Genomic DNA, 14,201 nt, shown 5'->3' on the forward strand with positions numbered 1-14,201 from the left:
GTGTCTTGAGCGCGGCGGCGCCCGGGAGGAGGTGGACGCCGCCGCTCTGTCAACGAACTCACCCAGGGAGGAGGAGGGGCGGTCCGTATCCGGTGGAGCGCTGTGGCTCCGAAGAAGTAGCGGCGACATCAGGGAGGAGGAGGATGCCGCCGCGCCAGTCAGAGAACCCAGGGAGGAGGAGGGGCTCTCCGAACCGGAAAACTCAGTTCTGGTACGCCGCCTCGTAGGCCACCCGGCGGATGCCCGAGCGACCGATGCCGAGATCGGCAAGTTCGCGGTTGCTCAGCGCGTCGAGTTCGGTCAGGGTCCGGCGGTACAGGCGATAGCGCTCCAGCCGCTCGCCCGCGTCCTTCAGGAACGACGCGATCCGGTCCAGAAGACCCGCTTCGACGGTGCGGGAATAGTTTGCATAGGCCATTGCTCTTGCGCCTCGGTCAGTTCGTTGCATCGGCATCGTGCGCCGCTTGAGACCGAAGATAAGCGGCTGGCCCGTCGCCACAATCCCGGAAAAGCTCAATGCTGCCATGCAGCAATTGCATATGTAGTGCTGACCTATTTTTCAGGCACATCGCCTGTCCCTGCGGCAGCCGCGCCCCCATCTTGCCCCGCGGGGCAAACGGTGCACCCTGAAGCGGAACCAAACGGACGGAGGCGACATGCCGGCGACACGCGAAGACATCCTTAACGCCCTGCGCGGGGTCGAACTGCCGGACGGCGGCGACCTCGTCTCCCGCGACCTCGTGCGCGCCGTGGCGGTCGAAGGCGGCACCGCACGATTCGTGATCGAGGCGCCCGACGCCGACGTGGCCCGCGCGCTCGGCCCTGTCCGAGAGGCGGCCGAGGCGGCGGTGGCCCGGCTCGAGGGGGTCGAGGCGGTCTCGGCCGTGCTGACCGCGCACGGGCCGGCCAAGAAGCCCGGGCAAGAGCCGCCGGGCCTGAAGGTCGGGCGGCACCCGACGCCGCAACAGCAGGGCGGGCCGCAGAAGGTCACTGGCGTCGACCGGATCATCGCCATCGGTTCTGGCAAGGGCGGCGTGGGAAAATCGACCGTGTCGTCGAACCTCGCCGTGGCGCTGGCACGGCAGGGGCGGCGGGTCGGACTGCTCGACGCCGACATCTATGGGCCCAGTCAGCCGCGCATGATGGGCGTGAACCAGCGCCCGGCTTCGCCCGACGGCAAGACCATCATTCCTCTGAAGGCCCACGGCGTCACGATGATGTCGATCGGGCTGATGGTGGACCCGGACAAGGCGGTGGTCTGGCGCGGGCCGATGCTGATGGGCGCTCTGCAACAGATGCTGGGGCAGGTGCAGTGGGGCGAGCTGGACATCCTGCTGGTGGATCTGCCGCCGGGCACCGGAGACGTGCAGCTGACTCTGTGCCAGCGCACGGCGCTGACGGGCGCGCTGGTGGTGTCGACGCCGCAGGACGTGGCGCTGCTGGATGCGCGCAAGGCGCTGAACATGTTCCAGACGCTGAAGACGCCGGTGCTCGGGCTGATCGAGAATATGTCGATCTTCCACTGCCCCCATTGCGGCAAGCCCTCTCATCCCTTCGGGGAGGGCGGCGTGAAAGCCGAGGCCGATCGGCTGGGCGTGCCTTTCCTCGGCGAGCTTCCCCTGAGCGTCAACGTGCGGATCGCGGGGGACGAGGGTACGCCCATCGCGGCGACCGACCGTCCCGAGGCCGAGGCCTATGACCGGCTGGCGCACCGCCTGGTCGCCGGCGGCATGGCCTGAGCCCGCGGGACGGGAATTTATGGTCCCGGCCCGCATCGGTGGGCCGGGGCGGGATCCCGCGGCACCGGCGCGGGGGCGAGGGGCGGCCACGGGACTTCGAGGGAATGGCTCCTCCATCTCGTGGGCACCGGATGGGCGCAGGAGATGCCGAATATTCGACGACCCGCCCGAAACCTCAGGAAACTGCGCCGTTCAAGCAAACCCGTCCTTCTACTAGCGGTGCGAGGCGCGGTTCCAGACGCGCCGAAACGGGCGCGCTGAGTCACATTTTCGCCAAGCCGCGGAACTTTTTTCCTCCCCTAGGAAGATAACTACATCTTGCGCGGGTGTCGGCCTTGGCGCACCTCAGGTTGTGCTGCGCATAGCGTATTGCCCTCGGAATCGCCTTGAAAACAGGCCGGACAGCCAGCCCGAGCCCGTCCGCAGCCGCAGATTTTTGTTGCTTCCCACGAATTCCCGTGGCATCCCTAAATCATCGAATGGACGGGCAGACAACGAGAGGCGCAAAGACCTCGCGGTAAGCAAAAAGAACCCGAGCAGGTTTCATACAGGCGCCCCGACATTCGTACAAAAGAGATCCGGCGCGCGGGCGAGCAGACATCCCCCCAGGTGGCGCGCGCAGTCGGACGTACCCCGGAAACGGGAGAACGGCGGCGGATCGAACGGTGGCAGCAGTTCGGTCCGCCGCTTTTCGTTTGCGGGCGGCAATTTGGGGACGGGCAGGGTAAGGAGCCACGAAAAAGTGGTCCGCACGTTTCGAGGCGAAAGCGTCCACAAGGTGGACACGAAGGGCAGGGTCTCGATCCCGGCCGGCTTTCGGCGCGTCCTCGAAAGCGGCGATCCCAGCTGGGTCGAAGGCCGCAATCCCGAGCTCGTCATCGTCTACGGCGACCAGCGCCGCCACTACCTTGAGTGCTTCACCGTCAAGGCCATCCAGAGCGTCGACAAGAAGATCCGCAAGATGCCCCGCGCCTCGAAGAAGCGGCGCGCGCTCCAGCGGCTCTACAACGGCCAGGCGGTGCCCACCTCGGTCGACGAAACCGGCCGGTTGGTCCTGCCGATCAAGCTGCGCGAGAAGATCGGGCTCGACGGCGAGGCGTTCTTCATCGGCAACGGCGACACCTTCGAGATCTGGAAGCCCGAGACGTACGACGAAGAGGCCTATGCCGGCCTTGACGAGGATGACGATTTCGATCCCGATGCAGATCCGTCCGTCTATCTCGAAGGCGGAGACCTGGAAGACGACGGAGAGGAGGAGTAAGGCGATGCCATCAGCGTCGGCCGCACCGTCCGCTCCTCACGTGCCGGTCCTGCTGCGTCCGCTTCTGGCCGAGGTCGCGCCGGTCGAAGGTTTCTGGCTCGACGGCACCTTCGGCGCGGGCGGCTATGCGCGCGGCCTGCTCGAGGCCGGGGCCGACCGCGTGATCGGGGTCGACCGCGACCCGTCCGTCTTTGACATGGCCGCCGCGTGGAAAGGCGATTTCGGCGACCGGCTCACGCTGGTCGAAGGCACGTTCAGCCAGCTCGACACGTATGCCGGCGCGCCGCTCGACGGCGTGGTGCTGGACCTCGGCGTATCGTCCATGCAGCTTGACCAGGCCGAGCGCGGGTTCTCGTTCCAGAAAGCCGGGCCGCTCGACATGCGGATGGGGCAAAGCGGGCCGACGGCCGCGGATATCGTCAACACCGCCGACGAGGGGCTACTGGCCGACATCTTGTTTCACTACGGCGAAGAGCGCGCCGCGCGCCGCATCGCACGCGCGATCGTCCGGGCGCGCACCGACGCGCCGATCGAGACGACCATGCGGCTGGCCGAGATTGTCGAGGGCTGCCTGCCGCGTCAGAAGCCGGGGCAGAGCCATCCGGCGACCCGCAGTTTCCAGGCGCTCCGCATCGCGGTGAACGACGAGTTCGGCGAACTGGTCGACGGCCTGGAGGCGGCCGAGCGCGCGCTGAGGCCGGGCGGGCAGCTGGCGGTGGTCAGCTTCCACTCGCTCGAGGACCGCGTGGTGAAGCGGTTCTTCCAGGACCGCTCGGGCGGCGGCGGCCGGGGCAGCCGCCACGCCCCCGAGATCGAGAAGGCCGAACCGCGCTTCGAGCGCGTCACCAAGGGCATCGGCCCTGACAGGCAGGAACTGGAAGACAACCCGCGCGCCCGCTCGGCGCGGCTGCGGCTGGGGCGGCGGACCGAGGCGCCGGCGGGGCCGGTGGACCGGGCGAAGCTGGGGCTTCCGAAATTCGAGATCAGGGGCAAGGTCTGACATGCGCAGCGTTCTCTACATCCTCTCCGCCCTCGCCGTGATGGGGCTGGCCTTCTGGGCCTACACCCAGAACTACGAGACGCAGGACTCGCTGGCCGAGGTCGAGGATCTGCGCCGCCAGATCGCCGACAAGCGCGAGACGCTGGGCATCCTGCGCGCTGAGTGGGCCTACCTGAACCGGCCCGACCGGCTGCGCGAACTGGCGCTTATGAACTTCGACCGGCTGGGCCTCTTGCCGCTCGCGCCCGAGCAGTTCGCCGAGGTCGACCAGGTGGCCTATCCGAGCCCCGAACCCGAGCTCGAGCTTCTGACGGCGCCCGTCACCGTCAGCGCACCGGACGGAGAGTTTCCATGATCCGCACGCCACTTCGTCCGCTCGCCCGCATCCTGCGCGCCCGCGAGACGGGGGAGAACCCGGACGCGATCGAGCGCGAGAACCTGCGCCTGCGCCACGAGGAGATGCGTGATCGCGCCCGCGTGCGGGCCGAGGGGCGGCTTCTGGTGCTGGCCGTCTTCTTCTTCTGCGCCTTCGGCACGGTGGGGGCGCGGATGGGCGTGCTTGCCGCCTCGGTGCCGGAAGAGCCGCGCGCGGCGGCCTCGGGTGCGTCGATTCTGGCGCAGCGCGCCGACATCACCGACCGCAACGGCCGGGTGCTGGCGACGAACCTCGACACCTATTCGCTCTATGCCCAGCCGCCGCACATGATCGACAAGGTGCGTTCAGCCAAGGAACTGGTGAAAATCTTTCCGGACCTCGACGAGGAGCGGCTGATCCGCGACTTCACCGGGAAGCGCAAGTTCCTGTGGATCAAGAAGAAACTCAGCCCCGAACAGATGCAGGCCGTGCACGAGATCGGCGATCCCGGCCTTCTGTTCGGCCCCCGCGAGATGCGGCTTTATCCCAACGGCAAACTCGCGGCCCACATCCTGGGCGGCGCGCGCTTTGGGCAGGAGGGCGTGCACTCGGCCGAGGTCATCGGCGTGGCCGGGGTCGAGAAGGCGTTCGACGACTACCTGCGCGACCCGGCGCATGACGGCCGGCCGCTGCAGCTTTCCATCGACCTGACGATCCAGTCCGCGATCGAGCGGGTGCTGGCCGGCGGCATGAAGCTGATGAACGCCAAGGGCGCGGCGGCGGTGCTGATGGACGTGCATTCGGGCGAGATCATCTCGATGGCGAGCCTGCCGGACTTCGACCCCAACGACCGCCCCGCGCCGCTGACGCAGGGCGACGCCTCGGACAGCCCGCTGTTCAACCGCGCGGTGCAGGGCGTGTACGAGCTGGGCTCGACCTTCAAGATCTTTGCCGCCGCGCAGGCGATGGAGCTGGGCCTGGTCAACGCTGACAGCAAGGTGGACGCCGATGCGCCGATGAAGTGGGGCCGCTACTGGATCAAGGAGTTCCAGGGCAAGAACTACGGCCCTCTGCTGAGCGTCACGGACGTGATCGTGAAGTCGTCGAACGTGGGCACCGCCAACATGGCGCTCCAGATCGGGGCGAAGCGGCAGCAGGAGTTCTTGAAAAGCCTCGGCTTCTTCGAGCCGACCCCGGTCGAGATGGTCGAGGCGCCAACCGGCGCACCGCTTCTGCCGAAGAACTGGAGCGACATCGTCACCATCACCGCGTCCTACGGGCACGGCATGTCGGCCAGCCCGCTGCACCTGGCGACGGCGTATTCGTCGCTGCTCAACGGCGGCCGCAAGGTCGAGCCCACGCTGATCAAGAAGTCGCGTGTGGAATACGGACCCCGCATCGTGCGCGAAGAAGTGAGCGAGGCGGCGCGCAACATGCTGCGGCAGGTCGTCGTGCGCGGAACCGCAAGTTTCGGCGAGGTCGAGGGCTACGAGGTCGCCGGCAAGACCGGCACCGCCGATAAACCGCGGCCCACGGGCGGATACTATAACGACCGGGTGATCGCGACCTTCGCCAGCGTCTTCCCCGCGTCCGACCCCAAGTACGTGCTGATCCTGACGCTCGACGAGCCGGTCGAAACCTCGGGCTCCGAGCCCCGGCGCACCGCCGGCTGGACCGCCGTGCCCGTGGCCGCCGAGGTGATCCGCCGCACCGCGCCGCTTCTCGGCCTTCGCCCCGTCATTGAACCTGCCGAGCCTTCCGGGTTAACACTCGTCTCGAGCCAGTAACGAAAGGCGGGGCCTCCATGACAGGCGAGGCGCGGGCGAGCACTCTCACCCAACTTGGACTGACGGCGCAGGGCGGACGCGACGCGCCGGTGACTGGGCTGTCGCTGGACAGCCGCGCGGTGCGGCCCGGACACCTGTTCGCGGCGCTGCCCGGATCGCGCGTACACGGCGCGGCCTACATCGCGACGGCGCTGGAACAGGGCGCGGGGTCGGTGCTGACCGACCGCGAAGGGGCGCGGCTGGCCGCCGACGCGCTGGCGGGCAGCGATGCCGCGCTGGTGCTGGCCGAGGATCCGCGCCAGGCGCTCGCCTATGCCGCGGCGCTCTGGTTCCGTCGGCAGCCCGAGACGATGGTCGCCGTGACGGGCACCAACGGGAAGACCTCGGTCGCCACGTTCACCCGCCAGATCTGGACGGCGCTGGGGCGTGCGGCGGTCAACGTCGGCACCACGGGCGTCGAGGGTGCGTTCGAGGCCCCGCTTGCCCACACCACGCCCGACGCGATCACGCTGCACCGCGTGCTGGCCGAGGCCGCCGAGGCCGGCGTGACCCACGCGGCGATGGAGGCATCATCGCACGGGCTGGACCAGCGGCGGCTCGACGGCATCCGCCTGGCGGCGGCGGCCTTTACAAACTTAAGCCAGGATCACCTGGATTATCACGGCGATCTCGACAGCTACTTCGCCGCCAAGGCCGGCCTGTTCGACCGCCTTCTGTCCGAGGACGGCGTCGCCGTCGTCAACATCGACGACCCACGCGGCCCCGAGGTCGCCGCAATCGCTACCGACCGGGGGCAGGACCTGCTGACCATCGGGCGCGGCCCCGACGCGGCGCTGCGCATCGTCGCGCAGCGCTACGACGCGACGGGGCAGGAGTTGCGCTGCGCGTGGAACGGGCAGGCGGTGCAGATGCGGCTCAATCTCATCGGCGGTTTCCAGGCCGAGAACGTGCTGGCCGCCGCGGGGCTCGCCATTGCGAGCGGCTCCGACCCCGACCGCGTGTTCGACGCGCTGCCGCGCCTGACCACCGTCCGCGGCCGGATGCAGCTGTGCGCCCGGCGCGAGAACGGCGCGGCGGTGTTCGTCGACTATGCCCACACGCCCGATGCCGTTGCCACGGCACTGCGCGCGCTGCGCCCGCACGTGATGGGGCGGCTGATCGTCGTCTACGGGGCGGGCGGCGACCGCGACCGGGGCAAGCGCCCGATGATGGGGCAGGCGGCGGCCGAGCATGCCGACCTCCGCATCGTCACCGACGACAACCCGCGCAGCGAGGACCCGGCCGCGATCCGCGCCCAGATCCTTGCCGCCGACCCCGACGCGCTCGAGGTCGGCGACCGGGCCGAGGCTATCCTGCGCGGGGTCGACGCGCTCGAACCCGGCGACGCACTGCTGGTCGCGGGCAAGGGGCACGAGACCGGGCAGATCGTGGGCGACGCGGTCTATCCGTTCGACGACGCCGAACAGGCGAGCGTCGCCGTCGCGGCGCTGGACGGTCACCTCGCATGAGACTCTGGACGTCGGCCGAAGCCGCCGCGGCCACCGGCGGCCGCGCCACGCGGGACTGGTCGGCCGACGGCGTGTCGATCGACACCCGCAGCCTGGCACCCGGCGACCTCTTCGTGGCGCTCAAGGACGTCCGCGACGGCCACGACTTCGTGGCGCAGGCGCTGGAGAAGGGGGCCGCCGCGGCACTGGTCTCGCGCCTCCCCGAGGGCGTGGACGAAGACGCGCCGCTCCTGATCGTGGACGACGTGCTGACGGCGCTCCAGGCGCTCGGCCGCGCGGGCCGCGCCCGGACGCGGGCGCAGGTGGTCGGCGTGACCGGCTCGGTCGGCAAGACCTCGGCCAAGGAGATGCTGCGCGTCGTCTTCGGCGGGCAGGGCATGGTGCACGCGGCCGAGAAGAGCTTCAACAATCACTGGGGCGTCCCGCTGACACTGGCGCGGATGCCCGCCGACGCCGACTTCGCGGTGATCGAGATCGGGATGAACCACCCGGGCGAGATCGCGCCGCTGTCACGCATGGCCCGGCCGCACGCCGCGCTGATCACCACCGTCGCGCCGGCCCACCTGGCGGCCTTCGACAGTGTCGAGGGCATCGCGCACGAGAAGGCCTCGATCTTCGAGGGCCTCGAGCCCGGCGGTCTGGCCGTCGTCAACGCCGACCTTGCCACGACGCCGATTCTCTCGGCGTCCGCCCAGCGGGCGGGCGCGCGGCTGGAAACCTTCGGGGAAGGCGAAAACGCCGACCACCGGCTACGAGAGGTCGCCGTGGGCGAAACCACGACCACGGCGCGCGCCGTCTCGGGCGGGGCGGAGGTGCTGTTGAAGGTCGCCACGCCGGGACGTCACTTCGCGATGAACGCGCTCGGCGTGCTGGCGGTAGCGAGCGGCGTCGGCGCCGACCCGGCCCGCGCGCTTTGCGACTTGGCCACGTGGACGCCGCCCGAGGGGCGCGGCACGCGCGAGACGCTGGTGCTCGATACCGTGGACGACCACCTGACGATCGACCTGATCGACGACGCATTCAACGCCAACCCCGCCTCGATGTCCGCCGCGCTCGACATGCTGGCCTCGGCCAAGCCGCAGGACGGCAAGGGCCGGGTGTCGCGCGGGCGGCGCATCGCGATCCTGGGCGACATGCTGGAGCTCGGGCGGGAAGAGGCGCGGATGCATGCCGACCTGGCCGACCTGCCGGCGATGGACAAGGTCGCCGTCGTGCACTGCGTTGGGCCGCTCATGCGACACCTGCACGACGCGCTGCCCGAGGACCGCCGCGGCGCCTGGGCTGAAACGGCCGAGGAACTCGCCACGCGCGCCCACACGCTGGCCGATGCCGGCGACATCGTGCTGGTGAAGGGGTCGAAGTCCAGCCGCGTCTCTCTCGTCGTTGACGCCATCCGAAAATTGGGCCATCGCCGCGCGACCGAAGGCGAAGGGGACCGCTGAACATGCTCTACTGGTTGACCGAGTTCTCTGACGGCGGGGACGTCTTCAACCTGTTCCGTTACATCACGTTCCGTGCGGGCGGGGCGTTCTTCACGGCGCTGATCTTCGGCTTCCTGTTCGGGCGCCCGCTGATCGACCTGCTGCGCAAGCGGCAGCGCCACGGCCAGCCGATCCGTTCGGACGGGCCGGAAAGCCATGTGGTGTCGAAGGCGGGCACGCCCACCATGGGCGGCGTGCTGATCCTGGGTGCGCTGGGGGTAGGCACGCTGCTTTGGGCGCGGCTCGACAACCCGTATGTCTGGATGATCATCTTCGTGACGACCAGCTTCGGGCTGATCGGCTTCGCCGACGACTACGCCAAGGTGTCGAAGAACAACCACAAGGGCGTGCCCGGCAAGGTCCGGCTGCTCCTGGGCTTCACCATCGCCGCCATCGCCGGGACGTGGGCCGCGTTCTTCCACCCGGCCGAGCTGTCGTGGCAACTGGCCTTCCCGGTGTTCAAGGAACTCCTGCTGAACCTGGGCTTCCTGTTCGTGCCCTTCGCGATGATCGTGATCGTGGGCGCGGCCAATGCCGTGAACCTGACCGACGGGCTGGACGGGCTCGCCATCATGCCGGTGATGATCGCGGGCGCGACGCTGGGCGTCATCGCCTATGCCGTGGGCCGGGTGGACTTCACCGACTACCTCGAGGTGCACTACGTCCCCGGCACGGGCGAGATCCTGATCTTCGCCGCCGCGCTGATCGGCGGCGGGCTGGGATTCCTGTGGTACAATGCGCCCCCGGCGGCCGTCTTCATGGGCGACACCGGCTCGCTGGCCCTCGGCGGCGCGCTCGGCGCCATCGCGGTGGCGATCAAGCACGAGATCGTGCTGGCCATCGTCGGCGGCCTGTTCGTGGTCGAGGCGCTGTCGGTGATCATCCAGGTGCTGTATTTCAAGCGGACGGGCAAGCGCGTGTTCCTCATGGCCCCGATCCACCACCACTTCGAAAAGCGCGGCTGGGCGGAGCCCCAGATCGTGATCCGCTTCTGGATCATCTCGCTGATCCTGGCGTTGATCGGGCTGGCCACGCTGAAGGTGCGCTGATGAAGGTCTCGCCGACTCTCGCCCGGAGGGGCGACGCATGATCCCGGTCGCGGGCTTCGAGGGGCGGCGCGTCATGGTCCTGGGCCTCGGCCGCTCGGGGCTCGCGACCGCCCGCGCGCTCGAGGTCGGTGGCGCGCGGGCGCTCTGCTGGGACGACAGCCCCGAAGCGCGGGCGAAGGCCGAGGCGGCGGGACTGACGCTGCACGATCCCGCGCGCGCCGATGCCTGGGAGCAGGTGGCGGCGCTGGTTGTCTCGCCCGGCATCCCGCACCTCTATCCCGAGCCGAACAAGTGGATCGCGCGGGCGATGGAGGCAGGCGTGCCGGTCGACAACGACATCGGCCTCTTCTTCCGCTCTCTCGGCTCCACCGACTGGCACATGCACGACCAGCCGCCGCGGGTGATCGCGGTCACAGGCTCGAACGGCAAGTCCACGACCTCGGCCCTCATTCATCATGTGCTGACGGAGTGTGGCCGCCCCTCGCAACTGGCCGGCAACATCGGCCGCGGCGTGCTCGACATCGACCCGCCGGCGGATGGCGGCGTCGTGGTGCTTGAGCTGTCGTCCTACCAGACCGAGCTTGCCCGCGCGCTGACGCCGGACGTCGCGGTGTTCACCAACCTCACGCCAGACCACCTGGACCGCCACGGCGGCATGGGCGGCTACTTCGCCGCCAAGCGCCGGCTCTTCGCCGAAGGCGGCCCCGACCGCGCGGTGATCGGCGTGGACGAGCCCGAGGGACGCTTCCTCGCCAACCAGATGGCCGAGGGGCCGACCGACGACCGGCTGATCCGCGTATCGGTCGACCGCAAGCTCACCGGCCCCGGCTGGCTGGTCTTCGCGCGGAAGGATTTCCTGACCGAGTGGCGCAAGGGCCGGCAGGTCGCCAGCCTCGACCTGCGCGACATCAAGGGTCTGCCCGGCACGCACAACCACCAGAACGCCTGCGCGGCCTATGCCGCCGTGCGCGGCCTGGGGCTGTCGCCGAAGGACATCGAGGCGGCGTTCCACACCTTCGCCGGCCTGCCGCACCGCAGCCAACTGGTCGCCGAGCGGGGGGGCGTTCGCTTCGTCAACGACAGCAAGGCGACCAACGCCGACAGCGCCGCGAAGGCGCTGCAGGCCTTCGGCCGCATTCGCTGGATCGTCGGGGGGCTGGGCAAGGAAGGTGGCATCGCTTCGCTCGCGCCGCACTTCGACCGGGTCGCCAAGGCCTATCTCATCGGCCATTCGGCGCGCGAGTTTGCCCTGCAACTCGGCGAGACGCCGCACGAGATCTGCGAGACGATGGAAGCCGCCGTCGCCCGCGCCGCCGCCGAGGCCGAGCCGGGCGAGACGGTGCTGCTCGCGCCCGCGGCCGCCAGCTTCGACCAGTACCCGGATTTCGAAAAGCGCGGCGAGGATTTCGTCGCCCACGTCGCCGCGCTCCCCTGACATCTGTGGTCTCGAAATATCCTCGGGGGGAGCGCCCGCAGGGCGCGGGGGGCGGACGGCCCCCCTCGGCGCTTACCGGCCTCGCGCCGCGATGGCCGTTCCGGCGGCCCAGCCCGAGGACCAGGCCCATTGGAAGTTATAGCCGCCAAGCCAGCCGGTGACGTCCAGCGCCTCGCCGATGGCATGCAATCCCGGCACCGCCTTCGCTTCCATCGTGCGGCTGTCGAGCCCGGCGGTGTCGATGCCACCCAGCGTCACCTCCGCGGTCCGGTAGCCTTCCGAGCCCGCGGGCTTGAGTTCCCACGCCGTCAGCGCCCCGGCCAGATCCCGCAGGGCGGCGTCGGACATGTCGGCAAGGTTGCAGGTCAGCCCATGCCGCTTCGCCAGGTCCGCGGCCAATCGCGCGGGCAGAAGGTCGGCCAGCACCGTAGCCATTGCCTTGCGCCCGTCGGTGGCGCGGCGCGCCTTCAGCGTGTCGAACAAGGCCCCGCCAGGGGCGAGGTCAACCGTGATCGGCTGCCCTTCGCGCCAGTAGGACGACGCCTGAAGCACTGCCGGCCCCGACAGCCCGCGATGAGTGAACAGCAGCGCCTCTTCGAACCCCGCGCCGCCGGCCGAGACGCGGGCGGGGGTCGCGACGCCGGCCAGCGGCTTGAACCCGGCCTCTTCTCCGAAGGTGAGGGGCACGAGGGCCGGGCGCGTCTCGGTCACCTTAAGCCCGAACTGCTCCGCCAGGCGATAGGCGAGGCCGGTCGCGCCCATTTTCGGAATCGACTTGCCGCCGGTTGCCAGGACCAGGGTGCGCGCCGTTACCTCGAGCCGCCGCCCCTCGCGGTCGAGCGTGACGCGGAAGCCGTCGGGGCCGTGCGACACCTCTCCGATCTCCGTGCGCAGCCACAGCTCGGCCCCAGCCGCCTCCATCTCGTCCAGGAGCATCCGGATGATGTCCTTGGCGGAGCGGTCGCAGAACAGCTGGCCCAGCGTCTTCTCGTGCCAGGGGATGCCGTGCCGCTGCACAAGGTCGATGAAATCCCACTGCGTGTATCGCTTTAGCGCGGACTTGCAGAAATGCGGGTTGCCCGACAGGAACGCCTCGGGGTCCGCGTACATGTTGGTGAAGTTGCAGCGTCCGCCGCCCGAGATCCGGATCTTCTCGCCCGGCGCCTTGGCGTGATCCACCACCAGCACTCGGCCGCCGGCATGGGCGGCGCACATCAGGCCCGCCGCGCCAGCGCCGAGGATCAGGGTGTCGTAGGTCAGGCCGTCGCTCATGGCCGGGGCAGTGACAGGCGGGGCGGGCGAAGGCAAGCGGACGGCGCGCCGCACCCGTAAAACGCTGGCCTCGCCCTACCGCATCGGTTAGGCTTTCCGCAGACCCGGAAAACGGGCGCGAAAGAGGCAGTGGAAGGCGGATTCCCATGACTGAGATGGTCTATGGCACCGTGCCCGTGCGTGCGGGGGAGCCGGTGCTTCCCCGGTGGTGGCGCACCGTGGACAAGTGGTCGTTGAGTTGCGTGCTTCTGCTCTTCGGCATCGGCCTTCTTCTGGGCCTCGCCTCGTCGCCTCCGCTGGCCGCGCGCAACGGGTTCGAGCCGTTCCACTACGTGCAGCGACAGGCCGTGTTCGGCGGTGCGGCGCTTCTCGCGCTCTGGATGACGACGATGATGTCGCCGCAGCTCGTCCGGCGTCTGGCGGTGCTGGGCTTCGCCCTGTCGTTCGTGGCGCTTGCGCTGCTTCCCGCCCTTGGCACCGACTTCGGCAAGGGGGCGGTGCGGTGGTATTCGCTGGGCTTCGCGTCCGTTCAGCCGTCCGAGTTCCTCAAGCCGGGCTTCGTCGTCGTGGCCGCGTGGCTGATCGCGGCGAGCCAGGACTTGGGCGGGCCGCCGGGCCGGGCGTGGTCGCTGGGGCTGACGATCCTGATCGTGGCGATGCTGGCGATGCAGCCGGATTTCGGACAGGCCTGCCTGATCCTGTTTTCCTGGGGCGTGATGTACTTCGTGGGGGGCGCGCCGATCGCGCTGCTGGTAGTGCTGGCGGGCGCGGTCGTGCTGGCGGGCACGGTCGCCTATAACAGCTCCGAGCACTTCGCGCGGCGCATCGACGGCTTCCTGTCGCCCGACGTCGACCCGACGACGCAACTGGGCTACGCCACCAACGCGATCCAGGAGGGCGGGTTCTTCGGCGTCGGCGTGGGCGAGGGGCAGGTGAAGTGGTCGCTGCCCGACGCGCATACCGACTTCATCATCGCCGTCGCGGCCGAGGAATACGGCCTCGTGCTGGTCCTGTGCATCATCGCGCTTTACGCCACCATCGTCGTGCGCTCGCTCATCCGCCTGATGCGCGAGCGGGACCCGTTTATCCGCCTGGCCGGCACCGGGCTGGCCTGCACTTTTGGCGTGCAGGCGCTGATCAACATGGGCGTCGCGGTGCGACTCTTGCCGGCCAAGGGCATGACGCTGCCCTTCGTCAGCTACGGCGGCTCGTCGCTGATCGCGGGCGGCATCATGGTCGGCATGCTCCTGGCCTTCACCCGCACCCGCCCGCAGGGCGAGATCGGCGACATCCTGATCCAGCGGGGGCGCTGAG

At 69.5% G+C, this 14,201-nt stretch carries 12 protein-coding genes; 10 read left to right on the forward strand and 2 right to left on the reverse strand.

The annotated features are described in order from the left end of the window. Nucleotides 1-202: 202 nt before the first annotated feature. Nucleotides 203-418, reverse strand: a complete 216-nt coding sequence (locus tag BM162_RS03525) for a DUF1127 domain-containing protein (RefSeq protein ID WP_093417843.1) — start codon at nt 416-418, stop codon at nt 203-205. A gap of 238 nt (nt 419-656) precedes the next feature. On the opposite strand from BM162_RS03525, the gene BM162_RS03530 reads away from it, so the two are divergent. The 9 genes from BM162_RS03530 to murD all read left to right on the forward strand — a co-directional run bounded on the left by BM162_RS03530 (nt 657) and on the right by murD (nt 11,615). Then, nucleotides 657-1,739: an Mrp/NBP35 family ATP-binding protein gene (locus tag BM162_RS03530; RefSeq protein ID WP_093417846.1), complete on the forward strand. Its 1,083-nt coding sequence runs from the start codon at nt 657-659 to the stop codon at nt 1,737-1,739. A 742-nt stretch (nt 1,740-2,481) separates the two neighbouring features. Continuing rightward, nucleotides 2,482-3,000, forward strand: coding sequence for a division/cell wall cluster transcriptional repressor MraZ (mraZ, locus tag BM162_RS03535; protein WP_093417849.1), 519 nt, complete (start codon nt 2,482-2,484; stop codon nt 2,998-3,000). Between the two features lie 4 nt (nt 3,001-3,004). After that, the gene (gene rsmH, locus BM162_RS03540) at nt 3,005-4,000 is read left to right on the forward strand and encodes a 16S rRNA (cytosine(1402)-N(4))-methyltransferase RsmH (RefSeq protein ID WP_093417851.1); all 996 of its coding nucleotides are present in this window, start codon (nt 3,005-3,007) and stop codon (nt 3,998-4,000) included. 1 nt (nt 4,001) lies between these two features. Next, the gene (gene ftsL / locus BM162_RS03545; protein WP_093417854.1) at nt 4,002-4,355 is read left to right on the forward strand and encodes a cell division protein FtsL; all 354 of its coding nucleotides are present in this window, start codon (nt 4,002-4,004) and stop codon (nt 4,353-4,355) included. Then, the gene (locus tag BM162_RS03550) at nt 4,352-6,142 is read left to right on the forward strand and encodes a peptidoglycan D,D-transpeptidase FtsI family protein (protein WP_093417856.1); all 1,791 of its coding nucleotides are present in this window, start codon (nt 4,352-4,354) and stop codon (nt 6,140-6,142) included. Before ftsL ends, BM162_RS03550 begins: the two co-directional genes overlap by 4 nt. A 17-nt stretch (nt 6,143-6,159) precedes the next feature. Next, complete coding sequence (locus BM162_RS03555; protein ID WP_093417859.1) at nt 6,160-7,650, forward strand: UDP-N-acetylmuramoyl-L-alanyl-D-glutamate--2,6-diaminopimelate ligase; 1,491 nt, start codon at nt 6,160-6,162, stop codon at nt 7,648-7,650. After that, a complete protein-coding gene (locus BM162_RS03560) occupies nt 7,647-9,092 on the forward strand; it encodes a UDP-N-acetylmuramoyl-tripeptide--D-alanyl-D-alanine ligase (RefSeq protein WP_093417862.1) in 1,446 nt (481 codons plus the stop codon). Before BM162_RS03555 ends, BM162_RS03560 begins: the two co-directional genes overlap by 4 nt. 2 nt (nt 9,093-9,094) lie before the next feature. Continuing rightward, a complete protein-coding gene (gene mraY / locus BM162_RS03565; protein WP_093417865.1) occupies nt 9,095-10,180 on the forward strand; it encodes a phospho-N-acetylmuramoyl-pentapeptide-transferase in 1,086 nt (361 codons plus the stop codon). 37 nt (nt 10,181-10,217) lie between these two features. Then, on the forward strand, nt 10,218-11,615 hold the full coding sequence (gene murD / locus BM162_RS03570) for a UDP-N-acetylmuramoyl-L-alanine--D-glutamate ligase (protein WP_093417867.1): 1,398 nt from the start codon (nt 10,218-10,220) through the stop codon (nt 11,613-11,615). Nucleotides 11,616-11,687: 72 nt separating this feature from the next. Here the strand turns inward: murD and BM162_RS03575 are convergent, their stop codons facing one another. Then, on the reverse strand, nt 11,688-12,887 hold the full coding sequence (locus BM162_RS03575; RefSeq protein ID WP_439332814.1) for a BaiN/RdsA family NAD(P)/FAD-dependent oxidoreductase: 1,200 nt from the start codon (nt 12,885-12,887) through the stop codon (nt 11,688-11,690). A 146-nt stretch (nt 12,888-13,033) separates the two neighbouring features. On the opposite strand from BM162_RS03575, the gene ftsW reads away from it, so the two are divergent. Further along, a complete protein-coding gene (ftsW, locus tag BM162_RS03580) occupies nt 13,034-14,200 on the forward strand; it encodes a putative lipid II flippase FtsW (RefSeq protein ID WP_093417870.1) in 1,167 nt (388 codons plus the stop codon). The last annotated feature ends 1 nt before the right edge of the window (nt 14,201 follow it).

It is taken from the genome of Tranquillimonas alkanivorans, from assembly GCF_900115595.1.
GTDB lineage: Bacteria > Pseudomonadota > Alphaproteobacteria > Rhodobacterales > Rhodobacteraceae > Tranquillimonas > Tranquillimonas alkanivorans.

What these genes read in the sequence shown, in the direction of transcription:
- rsmH (WP_093417851.1), top strand. Translation starts at nt 3,005, where the DNA reads ATGCCATCAGCGTCGGCCGCACCGTCCGCTCCTCACGTGCCGGTCCTG.
- BM162_RS03525 (WP_093417843.1), bottom strand. Translation starts at nt 418, where the DNA reads ATGGCCTATGCAAACTATTCCCGCACCGTCGAAGCGGGTCTTCTGGAC.
- BM162_RS03575 (WP_439332814.1), bottom strand. Translation starts at nt 12,887, where the DNA reads ATGAGCGACGGCCTGACCTACGACACCCTGATCCTCGGCGCTGGCGCG.
- ftsL (WP_093417854.1), top strand. Translation starts at nt 4,002, where the DNA reads ATGCGCAGCGTTCTCTACATCCTCTCCGCCCTCGCCGTGATGGGGCTG.
- murD (WP_093417867.1), top strand. Translation starts at nt 10,218, where the DNA reads ATGATCCCGGTCGCGGGCTTCGAGGGGCGGCGCGTCATGGTCCTGGGC.
- BM162_RS03530 (WP_093417846.1), top strand. Translation starts at nt 657, where the DNA reads ATGCCGGCGACACGCGAAGACATCCTTAACGCCCTGCGCGGGGTCGAA.
- mraY (WP_093417865.1), top strand. Translation starts at nt 9,095, where the DNA reads ATGCTCTACTGGTTGACCGAGTTCTCTGACGGCGGGGACGTCTTCAAC.
- BM162_RS03560 (WP_093417862.1), top strand. Translation starts at nt 7,647, where the DNA reads ATGAGACTCTGGACGTCGGCCGAAGCCGCCGCGGCCACCGGCGGCCGC.
- BM162_RS03550 (WP_093417856.1), top strand. Translation starts at nt 4,352, where the DNA reads ATGATCCGCACGCCACTTCGTCCGCTCGCCCGCATCCTGCGCGCCCGC.
- BM162_RS03555 (WP_093417859.1), top strand. Translation starts at nt 6,160, where the DNA reads ATGACAGGCGAGGCGCGGGCGAGCACTCTCACCCAACTTGGACTGACG.
- ftsW (WP_093417870.1), top strand. Translation starts at nt 13,034, where the DNA reads ATGACTGAGATGGTCTATGGCACCGTGCCCGTGCGTGCGGGGGAGCCG.